Below are 25,744 nucleotides of genomic sequence, written 5' to 3'. Positions count from 1 at the left end.
GAGGTGGACTAATTGTTAAATCAAAACTTTAATAATGCTTTTTACGGAAAGACAATTTTAATTACTGGACATACTGGTTTTAAAGGTTCTTGGTTATCCCTATGGTTGAATGAATTAGGTGCTACTGTAATCGGATATTCATTGGATCCTAAAAATAAAAATGATAACTTTAACATTACTAACCTTCAAAACAATATAATTGATATTCGTGGAGACATTAGGGATTTTAATAAATTAAATAAGGTTTTTACAGATTATAAACCTGAAATTGTATTCCATTTAGCTGCCCAACCTCTAGTTAAGTATTCATATGAATATCCTAGAGAAACATACGAGGTAAACGTTGTAGGAACTATGAATGTACTAGAGGCAATTCGATTACATGAATCAGCTAAAATAGGAATTATGGTGACAAGTGACAAGTGCTATGAAAATAAAGAATGGCCTTGGGGTTATCGTGAAATTGATCCTATGGGTGGCCATGACATATATAGCTCAAGCAAAGGATGCTGCGAACTTTTAATTTCTTCCTATCGAAATTCTTACTTTTCAGAAGAAAACTTTTCTCACCACAAGAAAATAATTGCAAGCGTTCGAGCTGGTAATGTAATTGGTGGTGGTGATTGGTCAATAGATAGAATTATTCCTGATTGTATACGAGCATTAGAATCAAACAAAAAGATTATTATTAGAAACCCTACTGCTATTAGACCCTGGCAACATGTACTAGAACCCTTAAGCGGGTATTTACTCCTTACAGAAAAAATTATAAATAATGGTATCCTTTATTCAGGAGCATGGAACTTCGGGCCATCCTTAAGCAATATTGTTCCAGTAGAAAAATTAGTGACAAGTTTACTAGATATTTGGGGCTGTGGGGATTGGACTGCAGAAAATATAGGCACAATAAATTTTCATGAAGCAAATTTACTAAATCTTGACATTAGCAAAGCAAAATTCAATCTTGATTGGCAACCAAAATGGTCCCTACAACAGACTTTAGAAAATACAATAGAATGGTATAAACATTATAATTCTTACACCAGTTCTGAGATGATAAATCTATGTATTAGCCAAATCAAACAATATTGCATGCTTTGAACTACTCCCACTTACTCATACTTGCTGTGAGTTCCTTATGGAGGGAGTCTTCTTGGTTAAAATAATAAAAGACACATTAATTTTATAGTCTAAATTATAAACCTACTATACCTAAAATGATGTGATTGTCCATTAACAAAGATTTTATTTCTTCGATTATTTCAAATCAACTATTGACATTATACTGAAGAATAAAGGAATCACATATTTTTCTAGTGATTCCCTTGTTATGAGAAAATAGTGTCTTGCTTTAACGACAATACAGTATATGCGATTATTAATTTATTTGTTCTAGTTATGAAAAAATCTATTCCTGTCAAAAGAGCTTTCTTCAAAGAAAAACTTCCTATTTTCTTCTACTTACCCTACCCGAAAAGTAACTAAGTTGAAAATTCCAATAATTATATCTACTATTATAGAATTATACTGAGCTTTAACAATTTTATAATTATCCCCTTCTTGTAGCTATTCCACTAAAGTTCATGCTTATGATTCTCTTATTTATTATCACCAATGTCGATGAATTCATGCATTGCTTATTCTATACACAAATTGCTTTTTGAATTATCTTTTCAGAATAAGTAAAGAAGGCTTTCTCTTTTATGCACTTCTCCCCTACCAGTCTTTAATTTTCCTTTAATCAACATTTAGAACAAATCTTCAAATATAATAGTACATCTTCTATAAAACAAAACCATAAGTAAGATAATTTCACTATTACAAATAATGAGATAGTCTGTTTCACCTTTTTACATTATCCAAAAAAGAACTTGTAGAAATTCTTACAAGTTCTTCTTTTGTTTTCTTTATTCTTTTCTTATTTACATACGCAAGATTTATACATTTGGTGGTGATACATACTATATGTATCCGATAAAATAATTTAAAAATTAATACGTAATTGATCCGTTTTAAGAAAAGAAAATTTCATAAATCTTCAATCACAGTTTCTAAGTTCACCTGATAGAACGTATAAAGACTCATATTATCTTTTGATAATTTTCGGATGTTTTATTATGAGTATATTCGACATAAATTGATTATTTTTTCTGAATTTTCTTGAAAAATATTGTGATATCACTCCATTTTTTCTTCTATTTTGTTATGATGTTTATAATTAAATTGGATTAGGATTTTTTTAGAAAATGGGGGCGTATATTATGAGTGTTTCAGTAAAGGGAAATGAGCAATTAACCTCTCTATTGAACGACTGGTATCGAGCAATGCTATCTCAACAAGTTATAAAAGCTACTAATCTAAAAAAGAAAATTGATGAAAAAATTAATAAGTTAAGCATTGAACCGGATCAAGAACATCAGGATCAAAATTTGTTACTATACTATTCACTACTCGAATTTCGTTACAAGGTCTTAGCAGATAGCCTTGGTATTCAACAAAATAGTTTTGATACTATTAGCGATTATGATATGCCTACAGATCAATTTCTACGATTCTATTATCACTTTTTCAAATCCATTCATTCCACTTTTATATCAAATTATACTGAGGCAGAAGAACATTATAAACTAGCAGAAAAAATATTGGTAGCTATACCAGATGAAATTGAACATGCTGAATTTTACTATAGAATTGCTACTTTCTATCACCATACCTATAACAATCTCGCTTCTATCGAATACGCAAATAAATCGAGAGCAATCTTTTCAAAGTATGAAGGTTATGAAGTAAAAACAGCCTTTTGTAATAGTTTGCTAGGTGGTTGCTGCATCTATTTAAAACAGTACGAACAAGCAGAAGAATATCTACATTGTGCAATTGATTTACTACAAAAAAATAGGGAAGAAGATTCCTTGTTATATGTAAAAAATACTATGGGGTGGCTGTATTCTGATCAAAGTATGTCTACTTTAGCTATTCGTCACCTTTCAGAAGTAACAGAGAAAATCCCTACACACTTCAAGGCCATCTTCCTACAAGCTAAGGAACATTATAAATTAGGAGAACAATCAACGGCCAGCCAACTCATTGATAAGGGATTACAGATTTGCAGAAAAATTCATAACGAAGAATACACACACCACTTCTCTATTTTAAAAAGATTAAACGAAAATATTCCATTGGAAGAATTAGAAAAAATCATTCAAGAAGGAATCTTATACTTTAAGGAAGAAGAATTATGGGAATATGTTGTCGAATACGCTGAATTATTTGCCACAAAATGTAGACAATTAGAGAACCACCAAAAAGTAAGTGACTATTTCCATATTTGTTATCAAGCAAGACAAAAATCAATTGCAAAAGGAGTGTTAAAATAATGAAAAAAATTAGCTTATTATTATCAGGCATTGCTTTTATTGGGGTATTAACGGTGGGAATTTTTCAGTTTTCTAAAACAGATCAGCTTGCTACTCATGGGCATTATCCTGCTCCTTCATATAGTGTTGGCGATTATGGTGGTGCACCACCACAAATTTAATGTAAATGTATTTAAAAACCCTCCAAATGGAGGGTTTTTTAAATGGGTTTTCTGCCTGTTCAATACGCGCATAGAGAGTATATATTATACTTATTTACTATGCATTTCCACTCTGTAACAAGATTCTAGCATTCTCTCCTAGAATCTCAACTTAAATCTTAAATCCACCAATTAACTCTTGAAGTTCTTCTGCCATCTGTGCTAATTGTATTGCTGAAGAATTTATCTCTTCCATAGAAGCATGTTGTTCCTCAGATGAACCAGCAATCGTTTGCATACTTGAAGAATTCTCTTTTACAGCCATAGCTATTTGATCAATCGATGTATCGACTTTCATTGCATCAGTAGTCATTGTATTAGATAGTTCCACCATACCATGCACTTTTGACACAATATCATTTGCAGATTTTGAAATCTCATAAAAACTTTGCTTTGTATCGTTCGCAACTTTAATTCCCGACTGTACCTCTACTCCCACTTCATTCATAGCTTTTACAGTCTCATGTACGTCTGCTTGTATTTCCTTAATTAAGCTTCCAATTTCCATCGAAGATTCGGATGATTGCTCTGCTAGCTTCCTAACTTCATCCGCAACAATTGCAAACCCTCGACCCTGTTCTCCTGCTCTAGCTGCTTCAATTGCTGCATTCAATGCTAATAAATTTGTTTGTTCCGCAATATTTTGAATCGCTTCTAATATACTTCCAATTTGTTGCGATTTCTTATCTAATAATTTTATTACATTATCGGATTGAGAAACAGAGTGATGGATAGACTGCATTTGTGCTACAGTTTGTTCTACTAATTGTTCACCTTCATTGGCTTTTTGTTTTGTGTATATGGATGAAGCCGATACTTCAGATGCATTCTCAGCTACATATTGAATATTTCGTGTTACCTCACCAATTAATTCAGCTCCAGACTCAACTTCATTATTTTGAACTTCTGCACTGTTCGAGATTTCTTCCATCTCTTTTGTAATTTGTTCTGTCGCAACACTTGCTTGCTCTACACTAGCAGTTAGTTCCTCAGAAGACGCAGCTACATGTCCTGCAGATGTGTTAATTTGAGAAATAATATTACGTAACGACTCTGCCATTGTATTGAAACTACCACCTAATTGACCAAGTTCATCCTTTGAACGAATATCTATTTTCTCGGTTAAATCTCCTTGACTAATTCTTTGAGCTGAAATGACTAATTGTCTTAGTGGAGTAATTATAGATCTGAGTATGAATAGAATTACAATTCCACCTAACAATAATGAAGCCCCTATTATAGTGAACGTTTTATAAAAAATAGGATTAGTAGCTTCTTCAATTTCTTTCGTAGGCATTACGCCAGCTATTTTCCAACCTGTTTTTTTATTTGTCTTAAAGCTTATGTTTCGATCTTCGCCATTGAGGCTATAAGTAATTACTCCATCTTCTGTCTTGTACAATTCATCCGCTAAAGTTTTCTCTAATTTCTCTCCAGGCTTTAGTGATGGATGAACAACTATAGTTTTATCTTGACTAACTATAGATACAAATCCTTGCTTTCCAATTTTTATCATTTTGGATGTTTTTACGATATCTGTAATATTCAAATCTACGCCAATGACACCACTTTTATCTGCATTTTGCTTTGCAATTGCAATTACCATATTTCCTGTAGACTTTGATTTATAGGGAGATGAAACAATAATCTCTCCATTTGCTTTTACTGCATCCTTATACCAACTACTTTCTAACGGATTAAACCCTTCTGGTATTTTGCCAACAGGTGCATGAATAAATTGATTGTTACTGGATGCCGTATAAATCGTTTCTATCTCTGGATGTAACTGTATATATTGATCAAATTTACTCTGTACATTTTGCGATTGTTCAGGATTATAATCCCCTTGTGTGAGTACCTTTGCAAAATGAGTGACATCTGTATGCTTATTTTCTAATTCATCATCAACAATCTTGTCTAAAATACTTATATTATCTTTTGCTGATTGTAGAATTGTTTCATTAAGATCTGTTTTTGCTTTATTATAAGATGATACTCCTACGATAAGGCTTGGTATAATTAATATTGCTATAAATGCCATAGACAACTTCGTTTTAAGCTTTATTTGTCCCAATCTTTCTTTTATATTAAACACTAGATACTTCTCCTTTTCATTTTTACTACTTATATAGTTCATTTAAATGTTATCCTATATTTTCCCATATTCATTTATGGTACCATTCGAAATGAAATCACAATTACATCCTATCATCCGTACTTTACCATTTAGCGATTTAAATTTCACAGGCAGAGTTTTATCTGTCCTCCTTTCGAATATGTTTTTTTCTAGATTCAGCAATTATTAGACTACGAATTATTCCAAATAAATTGGATACAACATATACTTCATTTTAAAAATAATTATTGGATTTGTTTGGATAAAAATCTAGTTTAGCGCTAATCCAATCAGATGAAATCCTTACCATAATAAATTAACTAAAACATAAATTCTAAATAGCTGAATAAAATAAATTAGAGAATTACATTGTAACACGTATATACAAGTTTGTAATATTAAAATTTAAAACTTTACTATATTTCATATGCAATATTACATGTGAAAAGCCCTATTTTTTTTGTTATACTATGCATGTGGATTTTTCATTCAAAAATCTACCCAAACGCATATTTATGTATATGCCACCCTAATTGATGAAAGTGAGAAGAATGTTTATCATTTTTCTCACTTTTTTATATTTTAACTGTTTGGTTGTACAAAAATCTTTAGACATTTTATATTTAAATCTTAATAATCTACACCTGTGAATAGTATTATAAAAATAAACTTACAAAGAGAATTAAACTTCTAAATTTAATCTTTGGAGTCATTTATGTTCTAAAAAACAATCCCACATCTTTATCAACTCATTTTAGAATATTCAAACAATAATTTTATATACATTACCTGCATAAATTATTCTTTTTCTTTTATATAAGACTTACTTTTTTACTTCTGATAAATTATTAAACATTGGATTATTATACACGTCCCCAAAAACATGAGGTATTTTGTAGAATTTTGTCTATCAATATGTATGTACACCCTTTTGTAGTGGATATAGACTGTGAGGTGTAAGGAGATACCTTACAAAATAATAAAAAGGAGATTATAGAATGAGTAGATTAACAAAATTCTCAAAGTTAGTATTTGCAACTTTAATCGCGGGAAGTAGTTTAAGCACAATTGTTTCGTCACACAGTGTACAAGCTGACACCTTAGATCCTAATTACCAAGACACTGTAAAATTTATATCACCTTCTAGTGCTAGGCCAACATTGGAACAAAAAAACACTATTGTTCCAGATGCAAAAGTTGTTAAAAACCATTATGTAAAGTACTCTAAAGCACATTTCCAAACTAAAGAAAGTATACCAAAAGAGATTTATTATTCTTCAGAAGGCTTTAAGGGCTATATACAGGCAAGTACCGTTTGGGATATGGGAGATCATTTCGCAACACTATATTCCGGAACCGTTATTCGATGTTAGACTTTTAATCCATTCTCTCCTAATGCTTAAAATGATCACTAGCTCACTGCCAATACTGTAATATCTATTGTTCAAAAAATAAACCACAAAATCCTTCGATTTCATGGTTTATCAAATATAAAGATAATGCTAAACGAATACTCTAACATTACCTTCCCCAAAGTTAATTATAGAGTATTTTCAAAAAAAAGACACTCTTGTAGTGTCTTTTTTTTATTATTTAAAAAATTACACCTACTAACATCTTATTGTTGAGACTATTCATTTATTTCAATATGATACTTTTTCATCTCGTATATGCAATAGACAATGATAGCTAAACTCCAACTGACACCATAATAATCATGTGTGTAGAAGTCATATCCCGCCTTAATACCTTTCTCTATTACAACAAATGTAAATCCTAAAGCCACCCACCTGTTAATTTTCATCTTAATAAACGTTAAAGAGATAATTATTAAAAATAAAATATTTGTAAGATGATTTATCATTAGCTCATATTTTTGAATGTATACTGCCATCATACAAGCAACGATATTAGTCGCAATGCCAAAGGCAATCATCGCCCCCCAAACCCTGTCCGAAAGTCCCATTCCTGAGTCAGTCCCTTCCTAAACAAAAATCCTTTTATTTAATTCGTTCCTTCACCCTATTCAAGGTATGCTAAATTATCCTTGTCTGATGAATATCTATTTATCTTTTCATATAGAGCAAACAAAATCTTTACTCATAATTTTTTCTTTATTAGGAAAACTATGTATAAGCCGTTTGAACTAGCGGCTTCACTCTTCTGGTAATGGGGTAGCAATTTATTGAATTGACTAACTCATTCAACCCACTAGCACCGGCAGGCAACAAAATAGTTGTCTGCCATTTTCATGTATACTTTTTCTAACTTTATTACAAACCAAGTGTGTGTTGTACTAATTTCAAAAAGGACAGAATGTCATTTTTGAAATTGTAAAAAATAAGGTCCTGTCTACTTTTGGTATAGGACTTTTTCTTTTCACATATACTATTTTTGAACCTGTTTACCAATACGTGTCCTATTGGTATCTTGAATTCCTCCTAAAAAGGGCTGCAGATACGAATGCATGCCCTTTTATTTACATTGCTACTCTATATTCGATAAAATAATTAAAAACTCAAATATAATATTACATATTTTTCTATTTAGAATTCTATTAAGATTTACTTCATAGTCGAATTATGGTTTCGTGTATAATTCAGCAATATGTAAACTGTTTACCTAAAGAAAAGGCACCCAAAAGTGCCTTTTCTTCTTTTAATCTAAAAAACATTTTGCCTTTTCAGTAAGATCCAATTATCCCTCTAATCTAAACCTCATATTTAATCACGGTACTCAAGAGTTTCCATCTATTTCAATATGCCTTATAGTTTAATTTCAAATCAAATTTCCAGCAATATATTTGCTTTCTTACAGATTTCTGTCTTTTTCTTAATTCTGTCAAAATCCTCATGTAGCTATACAAAGAATATATGCTATTATGATTTTGAGAAACTATGCGTTCCCTTAACCCTGTATTTGACCCTGTATTCATTACAGGGTCTTTGTTTATTTTATTTACTTTTAGTTAATACACACCCAATTTCAGTTAAAATTGTTTAAATGTTAATTAATTTTTAAAATAATATATCTATAAGCTCTTTTAGTAAATAAAATATTAGACATATATAACCAACTTGTGGCCATTATTAGTTTTCTAAATATGCACTTCATTAACACTATACAAATAGTGCTAACTATATTAATTGAATATTAGTAATAGTAAGTATAAACATTATCAATTTACTATATATTACATTTATGTAAAAATAGATGTATGTTAAGCTTATTCAAAATCTTTCCCCTAATAAAGATTTGAAGTAGCATTTCATGATTCTCCTTACTGTTAATATGCCTTGAAAAAGAACCCTATAGGGTTCTTTTTCTTTTCATTATAACCTCAGTAAGTGCTTATTTAACATGCAAAAAGAACCGCTAATTATTTGCAGCCCTTTTACACGTTAATATACACTTGTATTACATACTTAACAATTTATTGTATTAGGTATTTATACAAACTAAACATGCTATTATCATTTAGATATATAACACTTCAAAGTTTAGAAGTATACAATAACAAATCTTTCCCAGCTTCCAGCTACATAACTAGTAGCTGTTAATTCTCTACCACCATTTGCTGATATATATCTACCATTACTTAGTGCTTGTAATACATATATCCTATTGTCTCCACCATTATATAAGATAAACTTTTCCCATACACCAATTGATGTACGATCTGCTACTACTCTACCATTTGGCTCAAACGAAACATACTTCCCATTACTTTTAGCTTTTAAAGCGTACGTATATAATTCCCCAGTCGAAATTAATTCAAATTTCTCCCATTCATTAACTGCATTACGATTTGCTATTATATTTCCCGAAGGCTCAGCCGAAACATATTGTAAATTTGCTGCCTGTATAGCAACTGTCCAACTTCCATTAAATAAATTCACGCCTTTTAGTGAACCTGCTTTTGATAGATTGGCTGCCGATACATCATTCGATGGTGTAATCATCACTATCATTAAAACCATCGACAACACCATTAAAACTAACCTTTTTGAGATTGTATTACCACTTGCACGTGTTATGAACCTTTTCATTCCCATTCCTCCCTTAATATACATAGAACTCATATATATCATACCAAATATGTAAAATTTTGTAACACTTGAGAGGATTTATCAACAAATACCTTACTATTCTGTTTCTTTTTTCTCAAATCTATAGCAATTAAACATGTATCAATTCTCAAGCACATTTTTTAAATTATTTTCCCCCTGATAAAAAAACGTAGAAATTTTTGGAAATGAAAGTATATACAAAAGAGAGAGTATTTTCATTTCACCTTTCTTTAAATAAAAGCCAAATAGCCGTTCATAATGAACGACTATTTGCATCCAACTAATACTTAGAATGTTTTTCATGTTAATCTATTTTGTTTAATCCCGTTGAAGTAACTTGATAGGTTCTTTTTTTGCCCATATATTCTTGTTTATTATTCTCAAGATTAATAAGTGTAGCGCGTGTTTTTTCCTTTACTGCTTCCCCTTCTATATGGGTAAACTCAATGTAATCTCCCACTTTTACGGGCACGGTTTGGCTTTCAGCAGTTTGTTGTCTATTCCCTACTATTTCCTTATTGTACACAACACCACCATTTGAATTCTTTACTGTAATACTTGCATACGTATTATTAAAGTAAGAATGTGGTACGCCTGCTTCTAAATTCACCTGCATTTTCTCTGTTGTCCTATTATAATCTACTTTTGCGATTTCTCTATCACTGTATCCTTTTAAAGACCACCCAAAATGATTTCCATCTAAAACCGTTGTTTCTGGCATTTTTTCTACTTTCTTCAAGCCTTCTTTTGTAACTTCGTACATGCCTTTTTTTCCAAAACTTTCTTGTTTACTGTTACCTACATTTATTAAAGTAGCTCTATGCACACCTTCTAGATGTGTCAGCTCAACATAATCCCCTATTTTAACTGGAACTTTTTGCGATTCAGCATTTTGTTGTTTGTTCCCATAAATATCTTTATTGTATACTACTTTTCCTGATGCATTTTGTACTTTAATACTCGCATATGTTTCATTAAAATAATGATGTGGTACGCCTGCTTTTAAATCAATTTGCATCTCTTCTGTCGACTTATTAAAATTGACTTTTGCAAACTCGAAATCACTAATTCCTTTTAGTGACCATGCAAACTGGTTTCCTTCTAAAATATTATTTTCATTAGGCATATCTGGTTTAATTGGATTAGAATCCGTACTCTTCCAAATCTCTGCTGTTAAAATTGGATATCCTAATGCAGCTACTTTTTGAATAGTATCGTTATTTGGACGTAATCCCCACTTCTCAAAGAAAGGAATCAAATTTTGTTTGGCTACTTTTGATGCTGAAATCATAAATAATTGTTTTTTATTTTCATCAGTTTGTGGAAGTTCACTTGAAGGCATGTCTCTATACAATTGATGCAATTTAGGATAGAAATCCTCTCCATATGCTAGCTGTAGTTGCCAAAGCATAACAAGCTTAACAAAAACATCACTAACTTCGTCATAATTTTTATTAGGTTGTTCTAAGTATTGAAATGCCTTAGTATAAGCACCCTCTTGTTGCAATCTAAAAGGTTGATTAGATGTAAATGCTTTTTCTACAGAAAGGCTGTATATATTATTTTGTACTTCTGTCATATTATAAAATTTCCAAGGTGATTGCTGTCTCAAATGCCCTGCCTCATGCCATGGACCCCAACCATCTTTTATAAATTTATTAATATCTAATACATATTGAATTGCATCTCCTACATATGCAGTTCGATAAGAAGTCGCATACATATAATAATCGGGAGAATGATTTTCTTCTACGTAATGAACATAATGTTTATCTACTTGTTCTTCAGATAATCCAGCTACTTTGTCTTGAATTCGAGTAGCTTCATCCATCTTTTTTAAGAGTTGTACAGGATCTGTATTAGAACCCAACAAATATTTCTTAATACGTGCAGGACTGGCCGTAATTAATACACGTTCTCCTTTTAACTCCACTGCATGTGCATTTGGATATTGGTCCAGCATGTTAATTAAATCTTGTTTCGTATGCTTTCCTAGTTCAAAGAAAGGCGTAGTCGTTCCACCTGTTGTAATTGTTGTTCGAATGGTACCACCTTGTTGTTTATTATAAAAATAAATCATCCCCCCATTTGGAGATTGGATTGTGTTTATACCTGGTTTTAATGTAAATGATTTTATCTTAGAATCTTCTCTCCAAGAAGCATCATATGAATACGTTCCAATATATACCTGAATATCTTGATTACCTTCTACATTAATCGTTATTTGTTCATTTGGTTTTGCATATAAACCAGTTGGTTCATATGGACTAAATGCCATACTTTTTCTTTCCTGTTGTTTTATTAGCTCAACATCCCCTTTTCCTGGGACTGTAAATGTTCTATTTTCTGATTTAACTGATTTTTCACTTTGCAGTGATGTCGATAAATTTTTTTGCTGCTCCTTTTGCTCCGCAAAGACATCTGATGAAGAAATCATTCCAGTCGCAAGCATAGTTACTGTAGCAGTAGCTGCAAGTATTTTTCTAGTTTTATATTTTGAATTATTCCCCATATTATCTCCTTCATTTTTCCTTAGTACTCTTAAGGATTTTTTGTTTTCTTCTTCATGTTTTTACAATCTAAACTATTCATACTATTTAAGTTGTATCTATTACTCTATATTTTTTCATAAACATCTCCTTTTCTTTATTTATTATTGTATATAAATGTTATTTGATGACACATTAAATAACAACTTTACGATAAACTCATCTATAACAGCTTATTATGTTTTGATTCTGTATTCTAAACTTCCATCCGATTGGAGAAATATATCCAATTGGAGAAATCAGTAAATAATTTTCAACATTTAAGGGTTGGAATCTCACAAAAAATTCATAAAAATTTTTCAGTTTAAAGGTCAATTCAATTGCAACTATATTTGTTTAAACTTCCACCTTTTTTGAAAAAAAGCATCTAATTCTACTTGAATTAGATGCTTACATTTAGTCCTTAGGACAAATATTCTAAACTATTTATGTGGTTGTAAATCTTTTTTTATTACTTCCCAGAGTGAATTATCTTGAGGCACCGGTTTACCCTCTTCATCCCATTTTATTTTTCCTGTTCCCAATTCATAATTCATCCCTGTCCATGTGTCTTCACGGAATGCATAGAATGATTTATGCCAACCTTTTTGGTTGAAGATAGAAATAAGATCTTGCATGTATTGGGTAGCTCCCGGAACAGTACGGTTAATTCCAAACTCCTCTGCAATAATTCGATTAGATGATACATGATTTTTCTTAGACCATTGTTGGATTGGCTTCAAAAATTTCTCTAATCCCTGCTTATTCCACATTACAGGTTTCTCTAAGTCTCCTACTTTTACTAATCCTGGATATTGATATTCTTTATTTTTCTTTTCACCTTGACTCGTTAATTCATATGGTTCATACATATGAAATGCGTAAAGCGTTTTTTTATCCTTTACTGGTTTTAAATATTTAAAAGCCCATGGAGTAGCATATAAACCTGAATCTAAAATAATTGGTGTTTCTTGGTCTACTTCACGAATGGAATTGATTACTTTTTGATACAATCTGTTTAAATCCGCTGTCGTTCCCTTCACTTTTGCATACCATTTCTCGTAATCTTCTGTCCAAAAATCATTATATCTATTATTTTTAGCTGTTTCTGGATGTGGTTCATTTATAATATTATAACCCACCACCGCAGGATAATCTTTTAATTCCAGAGCAAGGTCCTTCCAAAATTGACTTGCTTGTTCTTGATACCTCTCTTCTTCCCATATTCTGTCGTCATTCTTGTTATTATTAAATTGGCGCCATCGATCACCAGGTAAAGATAACATTGTAAGAACAACTTTCATTCCTTGTGATTGTGCGGCATCTAAATCCGCCTTTAATTTTTCTAAATCCTCCTTTACTAATCCCTGATAGTTATCTGCATTACCTATCAGAAAATCCTTTCCAGAAGTATCTGGTTTATCCTCAAATAGAAAATCTTTATCTTTTGCCCATTTATCAGGTGCTAAACGTACATATTCAATATTAGCTTCTTTTGCACTTTTATAGTTTTCAGGTAATGACGTACTATTCATGAAATTAGTACCCTTTCTTTTCGAATCCCAAAAACTAATTTTCGAATCGCCCTTGTGGTATGTATCAGCTCTTACATTCATTTCCTGTACTCCAAAACTCATCATGCCTAATAACGCAACAATTGGCAAAATTTTTTTCACAACTTTTCCTTCTTTCTCTTTATATTTAACACACATAACATACCTTTGTTTTGTTACAGGAATATGGCAAATTTCCATAAAAGCCTTTTTAGTTTATAAGATCGCAGCGTATTCATAAAAATGAATGAGATAATTAGAACATTGCTTCATTTTCAAAGAAACAAAAAAGGAATCCTTTACGGATTCCTTTTTGCAATTCACTCTTTTTCAAATGGTACATTTTGCACCTACTTTTAGTATACCTTATAATTCCCATAAAATAAATAAGATTAACTGAAATTCACTTCAAATTGTGATAGAAAACATAATTAAGAAGCGCAGATAACTAAATATTATCCCTTTTATTAAATAAAAAAGATTAAATAATTCCCCCTCCAAACTAGGACCCCTTTACACTTTTTACAAATATTGCTATAATTAGATAAACCAAAGCATTACCCCATTAACAAAGGGACTCCATAATTGGAGTCCCTTTGTTAATTAGCTATTAAAAATGATAGCATGTGATTATTGTATAATTTCTTCCTTTTTTAGATCTGCATATTCTTCTACGAAATCCCATAAACCTTGCTTTTCGAAGTAAGAAATACTTTTTTCACTTCTTCTAAGAGTTTAATTGCTTCATCTTCATTAAGAGAACGTAAAATATTGAAATGATATACATACTCTTCATTTCCTAATTCCATACAAACTGCTAATCCTTTTTCAAATTGCTTTAAGAATATACAAGCTGGCTCTAATTCTTTTTCACAAGAAGCAACTTTCACCTCATATCCCATTAACCCAAAATACAAGGAATATAGATACTTATTTTACTTTCAAAGGCTGAAACCTTGCTGCATAACTCCTGAAAATAAAGTGAAAAGAGGTTCAAATCCATATGGATAGAACCTCTTTTCACTTTATTTCATACATATACTGATTTTTCATTTATTCATTTTGTATTGTACTTAAAAAAACAATAAATTCATCATCATTTACAGGTTTACTGTAGTAATAGCCCTGAATTAGATAACATGCATTACGTTGTAACACTGTTAATTGTTCTTTCGTTTCTACCCCTTCTGCTATGACTTTCATGTTTAAAGTATGAGCAAGTGAAATAATGGTCTGTATAATTTCACCTCCATCAGTAGAAGTTCCAATCCTATTAACAAATTCTCTTGGAATTTTCAAAGTATCAATTGGATAAAGAGGTAAATACGCTAATGAAGAATAACCTGTACCAAAATCATCAATTGATAAATGTACACCAAATGATTTTAATGCTTTTAACTTTGATAAAGTTTCTTTTTCATCTACCATGGCGATTCGCTCTGTTAATTCCAAATTAATCGAATTAGCAGGTACTCCTATCTCTTCTATGGTATATATAATGGTTTGAACAAAATCTTTCTGTTCAAACTCTATAGCTGATAAATTTATCCCCATCTTTAGATTTGAAAAGCCCGCAGAATGCCATTCTTTCAGTTGTCGACACGCTTTCTGTAACGTCCACTTTCCAATTGAAATAATCTGCGCCGTTTCTTCTGCGATAGGTATAAACTCAAACGGAGAAATCAGCCCAAGTTCTGGATGTTGCCAACGTATTAAAGCCTCTGCACCAATAACCTTACCTTCCTTACTGTCAATTTGTGGTTGATACAATAAAAACAACTCATTATTTTCAATTGCATTTGGTAAATCCTGTTCTAATCGTAATCGACGGGTTACTTTTTGAGATAATGTCTCGTCATACATACAAACAGCATTGTTACCTTTTTCCTTTGCGCTATACATAGCGATATCAGCGTGTTGTAAAAGTGTAGTAGTATTTATTCCTCCAAATGGATACACTGCTATTCCTATACTAAGAGATAAGTAAAAACTATGCTGATTTACTACGAATGGTTCTTCAGTTATAAGAAATAGAGTTTTACACAAATTCAATAGCTGTTGCTCTGTTTGGTTATGGACAATGATTGCAAACTCATCACCACCTATTCTTGCTAGAGGAATTGTCGGTGAAAGACATGTCCTAAAACGTTTGGCAACTTCTTTTAAAACCCTGTCACCAATGGAATGGCCCAGTGTATCATTAATAGTCTTAAAGCGGTTTAAATCAATATACAGGAGCCCAAATTTATCCTGTGTTTTTTGCACACGCTTAATGGATCTATCTAATTCTTGTTGGAAGAATATACGATTTCCAATCTCCGTCACCGTATCATGGAATGCAAGGTAGTTTATCTCATCCTGTTGTTGTTTCATCCTCGTTATGTCTTTTACCATTACATAACTCCCAAAAGTTTGACCTTCTATCATAATAGGAACTATAGTGACATACCAAAACAGCATGTCCTTCTCATTGTTATTTTTCACACGCAACTGTAGTGAAGATGAACTACATCGTCTCCCTTTCTTTATAGCCGCTTCCAATTCAGATTTATCTTCATCTAAAAAAATAGAGAAGCACTCTTTCCCTATTAATACAGCACTGTCTTTTCCTAATAACATACTTCCAGCCTGGTTTATATTTAATACGATACCAGTTGAATCAATCGTTAAAATAGGATCCGGATGATACTCATATAATGACTTAAATCTTTCTTGATTTTTTACCAAATCATTAGATTTGTTTATTAAATCCCTTGTTCTTTGAGATACTGTTTGTTCTAATTGATTATTAAACACTTTTAATGTTTCAGTTAAATCTTTGTTTTGCATTCGTACGATTGTATGACGAATCAGTACAAATACAAAAGCAATACAATTTCCCGTAATCAATGTAGCTGAAGACGTTTGCTCTTTCAAAGTAAAGCCAATTAAGACTGCAACTGCAAGATAAGGGAATATGCCAAGAAGTTTCTCTCCAAATGTCGGATTAATAATAAAATAATTTCTTTTAGAAGAAGCATCCTTTGGAATTGTAGCAGCAATAGCAATAAATAATAGGAAAACTCTATACAAACACCTTAAAAATATAACTGAACGCTCTGACAAATCACCTTGTAAGTAAAAATACAAATAGTCCGTAATAGCTAATCCAGTTAATACTAGGATAAAAATATACAATTTGCTTTTTGCATTGAAAATAGCAGGTCGAAAGATTAGTGTAACTCCAAGTAATAGAAGTAATAAATCTATAATCGGAAAAATAAATGAGAGAAAAACATCTCCAATTGATAAGAATAAGATATTTGCAGAAGGTTTATTAAATAAATACCACTCTAATGTAAAAATAGCAGTAACAACAATGCATAAATCACAAAGCAAATATGCTTTCTCCCATTTATTACATTCCATCATGATTTTATAAAAGAACGCAAAGAGAAAGAAGAATAAGAAAAGCAACAAAAATACATCAGAGATATTAAAATTTTTTATTGGTAATTCTACATTAAGTACTTGAAAAGCAGATATAAAATTCCCTATCAAGAAACAACCTATCGCAATAATAATGCACACCCAGAATACTCCTAACTTAATTTTTCTGGATAATATAGAATACAGTAGTGAGATAAATACAGTAGTTTCAACAACTAAAGATGATAGTCGGATATTAAAATCTGATACGAAATAAAGACTTGGAAAAACAAATATAAATATAAAGCAAAAGCTTATATAAGCTATTAAAGCCAATATCAATACATAAAATTGCACATATGCATGTTTACGCAATGGACTCACCTTCTTGAGTTTTTTCTATACTTTTATTAAAAAAATGTCTTGATAGTGGCACAACTCCTACTAAATTTAAATGTGTGTTACCTATTATCCATATTATGACCTTTTTAAAAGATTTCTTTCTACATACAACAGTCTTGCTAACTTTTTGTAGATGTTTACAATTATCAATACTGAGGATTCCAAAAAGGATACGCTGAAAAATGTAGTTTTTTAAGTATTTGCGCATCGTAAATTTGGCGGGTACAACTTATCTACCCTTTAAATATGAGATAGAATCTAATCCTCTATTGGATTATAGTTAGTTGCTACCTGTCACACTTAAAAAGGAATGAAAATATACTATCATTAACATAGCAATTCGAATTAGTTTACGGAACATACTGTAACTATTATAGTTACAACAAAGGTTGATGTCAATTTCATATCCTCCCTTTTTAACGGACAAAAGACATGACCTATTGAACAAAAATTTGATGTTTATAAAAAGAGAGGTAAAATTTTATCTCCTTACTCAAAGAATTATAAATGATCTAGGATTAGATGAAATTGAAGCTAATATTGCATCTCCCTAAAAAGAATGTTACTCTAAAAATAGAATTATGAAAGGAATGATGGATGAATAATGATTAACTAATTTATATTTTAAGTTGAATTTTATAACTTCAAACTACAAAATATAGGGTTAGTCTATCCATTTTTAAAATTCAGTTCATACTTTATTTGTCATGATTCAAATGATTAATAAGTACTTATTAAGTATAGACGAAAGACTAATCCTTCCGATTACAAATTGGGGGATTTTTTTATTCCCGTTTAGCTTAGTTGAAACTTACTAATTGTTAAATGTACTTCACAAATAAAGGAGCGAGAAAAATGAGTACTTCAGACACTATTGTTACACATGTAATGCTCTATATAAGTCGTTAATATCCATCAAACTTATATAGAGGAATTAAAAAATGGATGGATGTTCCGACTTTATATGAAACGTTTCGATATATAAAGGAGGAATTATTATGTCAATGATAAAGGTCCAAGACTTAACTTTTTCATACCCAGGTAGCTTTGATAATATTTTTGAAAGTGTAAACTTCCAAATAGATACGGATTGGAAGCTAGGATTTATTGGTAGAAACGGACGAGGTAAAACGACATTCTTTAATTTATTGTTAGGGAATTATGAGTATAGCGGGAAAATCCTTGCTTCGGTAGAATTCAATTACTTCCCCTACTCTGTTTCAGATAGGAACAAATTCACTCATGAAATCCTTGAAGAAATTTGTCCCCAAGCCGCAGATTGGGAATTTCTACGTGAGATATCCTATTTAAATGTTGATGCTGAGGTCATGTACAGACCATTTAAAACATTATCAAATGGGGAACAAACAAAGGTGTTGCTTGCTGCACTGTTTTTAAATGCGGGTCAATTCCTATTAATTGATGAACCAACAAATCACTTAGATACAGATGCACGAAAGATAGTCTCTAATTATCTAAGGAAGAAAAAAGGATTTATTTTAATTTCACATGACAGAATCTTTTTAGATGGGTGCGTTGACCATATCCTATCTATTAATAGAGCAAATATTGAAATTCAAAGTGGTAACTATTCTTCTTGGAAGTTAAATTTTGATAGACAGCAAGAGCACGAGAAGGCTACAAATGAGCGTCTACAAAAAGACATAGGGAGATTAAAACAGTCTTCCAAACGATCAGCAAGTTGGTCTCATGACGTGGAAGCTTCAAAAAATGGAACGAGGAATTCAGGCTCTAAGTTGGATAAGGGGTTTGTAGGACATAAAGCAGCCAAGATGATGAAAAGAGCAAAAAACCTTGAATCAAGGCAACAAAAAGCTATTGAGGAAAAGTCAAAATTACTAAAAAATGTGGAAAAAACTGAGTCATTAAAATTGGAACAATTGCAATTTAAATCAAATGAATTGGTTACTTTGATTGACGTGTCCGTTAAGTACAATGACCAAATTGTGAATGAGCCGATTAGCTTCATAGTTGAACAAGGTGACCGAATTGTACTTGATGGAACGAATGGGAGCGGAAAAAGTAGTATCCTAAAACTAATTCTAGGACATCCGATACAGCATACAGGCTTAGTTACTTTAGGTACAGGACTCATCATTTCCTATGTCCAACAAGATACTTCTCATTTGAAGGGGTCGCTATCAGACTTCATTGAAGAGCACAAGATTGATGAAACCTTATTTAAATCCATCCTAAGTAAGATGGACTTTGATCGAATTCAATTCGAGAAAGATATATCTCATTATTCTGGTGGACAAAAGAAAAAACTGCTTATCGCTAAAAGTTTATGTGAAAAAGCCCATATATATATATGGGACGAACCACTAAATTTTATAGATATCTATTCCCGTATGCAGATTGAAGAACTTATTCAACAATTTAATCCCACAATGGTTATTGTTGAGCATGATAAAGCATTTCAACAAACAGTTGCAACAAAAACTATATCTATGTAGCTCAAAACGAATACTTGAAAATATAATCATTAACTTGAGTCCTTGAACTATAAAAACCTTAATGACGTGTTGAAAAAAGCCTAATTTCTCTACAATACATTGAGAAATTAGGCTTTAAATAGTAATAATAGAATTCATAAATACTGAATAATTTACACGTTAGGTTTATCTGTTAATGCAGTAACAATCCTGTCCACTAAGTCTTCTGGCATCCATTCATGATTTGTATCGTTCGTTTCATTTGGCCCTAAAGAATCAATAAACTTTTTAAACTTTGGAAATAAAACAATAGAAGTGATCCAATGTATCGTATGATTTATGGAGAAGAAATGAAAAACTCCTTGCTTTTCACCCTCCTGTAATATTTCTTTTAACTGTTCAAAATTACCTATGAAATACGGTTTAATCTTTTCTAATCGTGCACTTTCCTTAATAATCTCCTCATATGCCAATGATCCAATTTCAGGGTTCTCTTTTATATGTTTAGTAAAAACCGTTAAATATTCTCTAAGGGCATCGATAGGTTTAAATTGATTCTTCTCAAGAAAATTGGGTAGCTCATTAGCAAGACCATATTTCTTAAACACCTCATAATATAGGTTTTCTTTCCCATTAAAATAGTAAGAGGCCATAGCAACATTCACTTTCGCTTCTTTTGCGATTTCTTGTATGCTCGTACCTTCGTAGCCACGCTCTCCAAATTTTTTCTTAGCAGCCTTTAAGATATTTTCCATCGTCTGCTCTCGAGATTTCCCCATTTCACACACCTCAAATAGTATATATTTCACTTCAAAAACCCAATAAGGACTTTGAATAGAGTATCTTTTTAATGAAATTTAATTATATATTTAAAGTGGTAACTTAACAACCGATGAAGTTCTGATTACTTTAAACAATATCCCCTTGCGTAGCATCAATAGTTTTCAAATACTTTACGCTCTTTTCTAATTGAGTAAAAGAATAGACAAAAAACATCTAATTTTATCTTAATTTCGTGTGCGAATAAAAACATAATAAGGACCAAAGTTTATCCATTTTATAGATAAACTTTGGTCCTTTCGTTACATTATACAGATTTAAAATAAAATGAAACTTTAATCAGCCCTCACCAATCAGGCTTTTAGGTGCAGCAGGGCCCCCACCTAACTTCTTTGCTTCCGCTGAATTTTGAGGTGAGGGGTCTTACTGCCCACAAATAGCGGGATAAACTAGTATACTCGTAGCTTGATGAGAGAATTATCCATCAATCGTCCATCATTTTCTGACTAGATCTGTTTAATCTCGATATAAGGTCCTTTAATGTTTAATTTGTTAATATCATTAGATATATTGCCTACAGTTGATTTTTCATTAAAAGTATAGACCTTTTCACCATTTACAAAGATACCCCAATTCTTATCTTCATAACTGATACCATAACCAGCATTGCTAGACGTAGCTTTGAGTTGATTTCCATTCATTGAAAGAGATAACTTCCCTTTTCCTTTGTTAAGTTTATCATTCACGCTGTTGATACTATTCATTTGTTCTTCAAGGAATTTTTGGTTATCAAGAGTAACTTGATGGTTTTTCCAGTCTAATTTATAGTGGTTCGTAAAGAATTCATTATATGTATCTTTATTATTTGTTCCCCACCATTTTGAACTTACCCACTCAATATTGTACTGATCTGAAATTCTACGATTTGTTATTTTTAAATCTGATGTAGTTTCTGTTTTATCAGCAGTAATAACCGCTACTACGTTTGGAGAAAAACCATATCCTGTTAAAGCTGGTACTGTATCTTTTGAAACAAAATTATTCGTCCCTTCATTATAACTACGTGATTTCATAAATAGTTGATTACCATAGAAAGTATTGAATGAATCACGATTATAAATTCCCCACTCTGGGAAATTAAATGATTGGAATCCTACTTTCCAATTTAATTTCTTATCTGTGTGAGTCTCTAATACCGTTTTATAATCTACTTGATCATAAGATACACTTTCTTTCCAAGCAAAGCTACCTGTGATACTTGCATCGGCATTTGGCCCTTTATCATTTACTCCTACTTTAACACTTCCACCAAGTGTATACCCTACCTCAGAAGTGACCTTTGCTGAAGTCATTGTATTAACTGGGGCAGCTTTATGGAACTGAGCACTATCACCACTTGTTATTTCTGCTTCAGTATGATAAGCTGATGGCCATTTTAAGCCTGCGTTATAGTATCCACTATTAACTGTATATTTAGCATCAATATTACTACCATCAGTGGTCACAATTGCAATCTTTTTATCTGCGTAAGGATCCTCAATAAAAGAAACCTTTATCGAATTTTTGATATTCTGCTTCATGTCATAAGTAGTTTTAAAACTATTATAGACCTTCCCACCATTTTGAAGATTTTCTACAGTTCCTTTAGAATCTGCAAATGCAGATGTTGCTTGTAAACTAAATGATCCAGACATAATAACGGACGCTACCGCAACACATTTAGCTATTTCTTTTGCTTTTTTCATACAGACAGCCACTCCTTCTTAAACATTTAAAAGATATAAATATATTATTTCTAGTTCGCAAAAATAGAGATAGATTCATAGCCATACAATATAGAAATTCATTAACTTTTATGACACTAACTAAAAACACATGTTTCACTAATCTTCCTCTCACTATTATTGATAACTATTATCAATAATATTAAAACATAAAATAAAAACTTAAACAATAATTTTAAATACAAATTTAAAATTATTGTTTAAAAAAATACAAAAAAATTATAGAATTCTTCATTTCGAGAATTACTATATTTTCAATTACTTATTACAGCCTATATTCAGATACATTATTTCCTTTCCATTCATAATAATCTAAAATTCCTTCATAAATGGCTTCTGCTGCAATTTGTCTGCCATCTTCCGTAGATAATTTACTGTAATCAATACCATTATCTATAAACGCCAGTTCCGTCAACACAGCTGGCATGTCATTTTCCCTTATTACATGAAGGTCTCCATGTTTAACTCCTCTGTCTCGTGTTTGAAGTGCCTCTACTAAACGTGTTTGAATTTTTTCTGCTAAAACACGACTTTCTTCCACATGAGGATTTGTTTTTTCGGATTTAGAAGATTTATAGTAATATGTTTCTGTCCCTTTTGCATTACCATTAAAAGCATTTGCATGTACGCTTATAAAGATATCACCCTGATTTTTCTTAGCAAATTTAACACGTTCCTGTAAAGAACTTTTTTGATCATGCCCCGGTCTATTATCAGATTGACGAGTTAATAAAACTGTAAATGGTGTATGCTTTTCAAGTAATTGTTGTAGACGTAAAGAAGTGTCTAGTACAATCTTACTTTCAGGTAATCCCTTTGTGGATTTCCCAGGATCTTCGCCACCATGTCCAGGATCAATAATGATTGTTTTGCTTTCTAATGGGTTTTGGGGACGATGTTGCATCATATCTGTTTTTGCAGTAAGTTGAGCAGCTTCAGCACGTGTTATAAATCTATTTGGTTGCCAACCGTTCTCAGTACCATTGGAAATTTTCAAACCGATTAAAATATTGGCATATTTTTCTCCCCAATGCCCTTTTAAATCTTCAAATTTAACCTGCTCATTATGATTTGCTGCGCTTTGTAGTTTATATGCATTTACTAGCATCGTAGCCATAGCAGCACGAGTTACTTTTCCGGATGGATTGAAGATTCCATTTCCCTCACCTTTAACAATACCAGCTTTTTCAGCAGCAGCAATATACGGAGTAGCCCAGTGGTTTTGTGAATCTGTAAATGATGGTTTTGCATTAGAGTCAATTTGTATACCTAAAACTTTTGTCATAATTTTTGTAGCCGAAGCTCTGTCTAATGAGTCATTTGAACCGAACGTTCCGTCTGGATAGCCATTCAATACCTGTTTATCAACTAAATAATTAACGGATTTGTCCGCCCATGCAGGAACATCTGGGAACTTATGAGTATTTGCAAATGTATTAGATGAGTAGGTTAATAGACTTCCAGCAAGAATTCCTGTAGCAATTAATTTGTATTTCAAAATGTAACACCTCTATCAAATTATTACAATTTGGTAAATATATCATTTATAATTAATCTTTAAATAATACGACCTTGAATAAAGAATAGATTAAGTTGTTTATATTAATATATATCAGATAATAAATTTAAAATCGAATTATTGCTCCAAAAATAATCCTCGGACATACACTTATAGATAAAGATTATTAAATATACTCACCAACATTGTGTAACTAGTATAGTTACTTATACATACGAGTGTCAATTAAAATAACCTTACAATTTTGTAAGATAATCACCTTAATAGTAAATCAAGTAATTATTAAATAATATAAATAGTTACTAGATATAATAAAATAACACTCTTAAATTTTGAACAAAAACTAATTGTTTTGATAGGAAAATAACTTATAACACCCACATTGTTAACAATGCTTTTGAATCCTACTTTACTCTATAATTCTCTGTTATATCCCAACGTGAATGCTCCTATAATATAGTCAATTGCTGCAATGAATATATTCCCTCAAAAAACATCTCCAGAAGCCATCGAAAGTAGCCTTTATTAATACACCTACACAATCCATCTTTTCACTCCCCTAAGACATCCTCAAATTTTACAAGGAATGAAAAAAGAAGAGGGATACCTTCCCTCTTCACTAAAAAAATTAAAAAACACCTTAATTTATATCCCCTGCCTTTTACAATCTCACGTCTATTGATAGCCCGTTTAATTCTTCAATTCTATTTTCATAGATTCATGTATTCTTCTAAAGTCTGCTTTTGTTCATATATATTTTCAGCAATATCTCCTACATAGCGAATATGCCAAGGTTCATATGCATAACCTGTAATACTTTCCTTCCCCTTAGGATAACGAATGATAAACCCTGCACGATGCGCGTTTTCTTTCAGCCATTTTCCTTCCTTCGTATTAGCAAAAGATAGCTCTAATTCATTGTTCGCACTTTTAGAAGAAACATCCATTGTTAACCCTGTTTGATGTTCGCTATGTCCTGGTTTTGCCGAGAAGCGATCCGTATGCTCTTGTCCTTTTCTTTTCACATTGTTCGCATACAGTCGTTGTTGATAGTCATAGGAACGAAATCCCGAAACAGCATTTAACTGAATCCCCTCCTGCTTTGCTAAATCAAATAACTTTTCCAGTGCTTCTGCCGCCTCTTTACGGAGGTGGCTCTTTTCTACCGTTCCACTAAATGAGAATGGTACATTTGGTACAACTAAATCCTCTGGTTTATAGTCTTCGGGTAATCCATATTCCTTATTAACTACAGCCTGTATACTAGCAAAAGAACTTTCATTGTATTTTGATTGCCCTTTTCCTCTACTATCTTTCTCTTTATTTATGGAGTTTTCACGAGATTCATAGTTCGTCTTATCTGGTTCTTTACCAATAGATTGATTGGTGTAAATTATAAAAATACCTAACATCATAATTACACAACTGAAAATCCCTACTAATTTAAGTCTCATTATTCATTTCCTTCCTGCAACTCTTACTGTTTCTCGTTCATAATATCTCAACCATATCAAATTCATATTAATTTGAAGTGAACTTTTGTTCTTAACA

General features: G+C 31.6%; 16 protein-coding genes. 5 read left to right on the top strand and 11 right to left on the bottom strand.

Annotation, left to right across the window (positions count from 1 at the left end):
• Positions 1–12 precede the first annotated feature (12 nt).
• From rfbG to ACLBXA_RS17060, 3 genes are all read left to right on the top strand, one after another.
• The gene (rfbG, locus tag ACLBXA_RS17070; protein WP_447617335.1) at positions 13–1,101 is read left to right on the top strand and encodes a CDP-glucose 4,6-dehydratase; all 1,089 of its coding nucleotides are present in this window, start codon (positions 13–15) and stop codon (positions 1,099–1,101) included.
• Positions 1,102–2,261: 1,160 nt separating this feature from the next.
• Positions 2,262–3,377 carry a response regulator aspartate phosphatase gene (locus tag ACLBXA_RS17065; protein WP_447617334.1) on the top strand — a complete coding sequence of 372 codons (1,116 nt, stop codon included), beginning with the start codon at positions 2,262–2,264 and terminating at the stop codon, positions 3,375–3,377.
• On the top strand, positions 3,377–3,538 hold the full coding sequence (locus ACLBXA_RS17060) for a hypothetical protein (RefSeq protein ID WP_000724107.1): 162 nt from the start codon (positions 3,377–3,379) through the stop codon (positions 3,536–3,538). Before ACLBXA_RS17065 ends, ACLBXA_RS17060 begins: the two co-directional genes overlap by 1 nt.
• Positions 3,539–3,689: 151 nt before the next feature.
• Here the strand turns inward: ACLBXA_RS17060 and ACLBXA_RS17055 are convergent, their stop codons facing one another.
• Entirely contained in the window at positions 3,690–5,672 is a 1,983-nt protein-coding gene (locus tag ACLBXA_RS17055; RefSeq protein WP_000481863.1) for a methyl-accepting chemotaxis protein, read from the bottom strand.
• Positions 5,673–6,691: 1,019 nt separating this feature from the next.
• On the opposite strand from ACLBXA_RS17055, the gene ACLBXA_RS17050 reads away from it, so the two are divergent.
• Positions 6,692–7,066 (top strand): hypothetical protein, encoded by a 375-nt coding sequence (locus ACLBXA_RS17050; protein ID WP_000088964.1) that lies wholly within the window; start codon positions 6,692–6,694, stop codon positions 7,064–7,066.
• A gap of 257 nt (positions 7,067–7,323) precedes the next feature.
• Here ACLBXA_RS17050 and ACLBXA_RS17045 read toward each other — a convergent pair whose 3' ends face one another.
• The 6 genes from ACLBXA_RS17045 to ACLBXA_RS17020 all read right to left on the bottom strand — a co-directional run bounded on the left by ACLBXA_RS17045 (position 7,324) and on the right by ACLBXA_RS17020 (position 17,627).
• Positions 7,324–7,659: a hypothetical protein gene (locus ACLBXA_RS17045; RefSeq protein WP_000524430.1), complete on the bottom strand. Its 336-nt coding sequence runs from the start codon at positions 7,657–7,659 to the stop codon at positions 7,324–7,326.
• A gap of 1,534 nt (positions 7,660–9,193) precedes the next feature.
• Entirely contained in the window at positions 9,194–9,742 is a 549-nt protein-coding gene (locus ACLBXA_RS17040) for a fascin domain-containing protein (protein ID WP_447617333.1), read from the bottom strand.
• Between the two features lie 325 nt (positions 9,743–10,067).
• Positions 10,068–12,275, bottom strand: a complete 2,208-nt coding sequence (locus ACLBXA_RS17035; protein WP_016077401.1) for a M60 family metallopeptidase — start codon at positions 12,273–12,275, stop codon at positions 10,068–10,070.
• Between the two features lie 459 nt (positions 12,276–12,734).
• Positions 12,735–14,003 carry a glycoside hydrolase family 5 protein gene (locus ACLBXA_RS17030; RefSeq protein ID WP_025989072.1) on the bottom strand — a complete coding sequence of 423 codons (1,269 nt, stop codon included), beginning with the start codon at positions 14,001–14,003 and terminating at the stop codon, positions 12,735–12,737.
• A gap of 512 nt (positions 14,004–14,515) precedes the next feature.
• Entirely contained in the window at positions 14,516–14,746 is a 231-nt protein-coding gene (locus ACLBXA_RS17025; protein WP_002162674.1) for a hypothetical protein, read from the bottom strand.
• Positions 14,747–14,897: 151 nt separating this feature from the next.
• A complete protein-coding gene (locus ACLBXA_RS17020) occupies positions 14,898–17,627 on the bottom strand; it encodes a sensor domain-containing protein (RefSeq protein ID WP_002162673.1) in 2,730 nt (909 codons plus the stop codon).
• A gap of 1,025 nt (positions 17,628–18,652) precedes the next feature.
• Between ACLBXA_RS17020 and ACLBXA_RS17015 the strand changes: the two genes are divergently transcribed.
• Positions 18,653–20,131: an Lsa family ABC-F type ribosomal protection protein gene (locus ACLBXA_RS17015; RefSeq protein ID WP_447617331.1), complete on the top strand. Its 1,479-nt coding sequence runs from the start codon at positions 18,653–18,655 to the stop codon at positions 20,129–20,131.
• A gap of 152 nt (positions 20,132–20,283) precedes the next feature.
• Here ACLBXA_RS17015 and hlyIIR read toward each other — a convergent pair whose 3' ends face one another.
• The 4 genes from hlyIIR to ACLBXA_RS16995 all read right to left on the bottom strand — a co-directional run bounded on the left by hlyIIR (position 20,284) and on the right by ACLBXA_RS16995 (position 25,647).
• The gene (gene hlyIIR, locus ACLBXA_RS17010; RefSeq protein ID WP_000520485.1) at positions 20,284–20,889 is read right to left on the bottom strand and encodes a hemolysin II regulator HlyIIR; all 606 of its coding nucleotides are present in this window, start codon (positions 20,887–20,889) and stop codon (positions 20,284–20,286) included.
• A 507-nt stretch (positions 20,890–21,396) separates the two neighbouring features.
• Entirely contained in the window at positions 21,397–22,635 is a 1,239-nt protein-coding gene (gene hlyII / locus ACLBXA_RS17005; RefSeq protein ID WP_000709372.1) for a hemolysin II HlyII, read from the bottom strand.
• Between the two features lie 304 nt (positions 22,636–22,939).
• Positions 22,940–24,172, bottom strand: a complete 1,233-nt coding sequence (locus ACLBXA_RS17000; RefSeq protein ID WP_000875666.1) for an N-acetylmuramoyl-L-alanine amidase — start codon at positions 24,170–24,172, stop codon at positions 22,940–22,942.
• 731 nt (positions 24,173–24,903) lie between these two features.
• Positions 24,904–25,647: a M15 family metallopeptidase gene (locus ACLBXA_RS16995; protein WP_001237444.1), complete on the bottom strand. Its 744-nt coding sequence runs from the start codon at positions 25,645–25,647 to the stop codon at positions 24,904–24,906.
• Positions 25,648–25,744 lie beyond the last annotated feature (97 nt).

Source organism: Bacillus sp. D48C (assembly GCF_053345735.1).
This window is presented reverse-complemented; position numbering and strand designations above follow the sequence as displayed.

Excerpts from the sequence above, each read along its gene's own strand:
- ACLBXA_RS17065 (WP_447617334.1), top strand. The coding sequence starts at position 2,262 with ATGAGTGTTTCAGTAAAGGGAAATGAGCAATTAACCTCTCTATTGAAC.
- ACLBXA_RS17060 (WP_000724107.1), top strand. The coding sequence starts at position 3,377 with ATGAAAAAAATTAGCTTATTATTATCAGGCATTGCTTTTATTGGGGTA.
- ACLBXA_RS17050 (WP_000088964.1), top strand. The coding sequence starts at position 6,692 with ATGAGTAGATTAACAAAATTCTCAAAGTTAGTATTTGCAACTTTAATC.
- ACLBXA_RS17045 (WP_000524430.1), bottom strand. The coding sequence starts at position 7,659 with ATGGGACTTTCGGACAGGGTTTGGGGGGCGATGATTGCCTTTGGCATT.
- ACLBXA_RS17040 (WP_447617333.1), bottom strand. The coding sequence starts at position 9,742 with ATGAAAAGGTTCATAACACGTGCAAGTGGTAATACAATCTCAAAAAGG.
- ACLBXA_RS17035 (WP_016077401.1), bottom strand. The coding sequence starts at position 12,275 with ATGGGGAATAATTCAAAATATAAAACTAGAAAAATACTTGCAGCTACT.
- ACLBXA_RS17030 (WP_025989072.1), bottom strand. The coding sequence starts at position 14,003 with ATGTGTGTTAAATATAAAGAGAAAGAAGGAAAAGTTGTGAAAAAAATT.
- ACLBXA_RS17025 (WP_002162674.1), bottom strand. The coding sequence starts at position 14,746 with ATGGGATATGAGGTGAAAGTTGCTTCTTGTGAAAAAGAATTAGAGCCA.
- ACLBXA_RS17015 (WP_447617331.1), top strand. The coding sequence starts at position 18,653 with ATGTCAATGATAAAGGTCCAAGACTTAACTTTTTCATACCCAGGTAGC.
- hlyIIR (WP_000520485.1), bottom strand. The coding sequence starts at position 20,889 with ATGGGGAAATCTCGAGAGCAGACGATGGAAAATATCTTAAAGGCTGCT.
- hlyII (WP_000709372.1), bottom strand. The coding sequence starts at position 22,635 with ATGAAAAAAGCAAAAGAAATAGCTAAATGTGTTGCGGTAGCGTCCGTT.
- ACLBXA_RS16995 (WP_001237444.1), bottom strand. The coding sequence starts at position 25,647 with ATGAGACTTAAATTAGTAGGGATTTTCAGTTGTGTAATTATGATGTTA.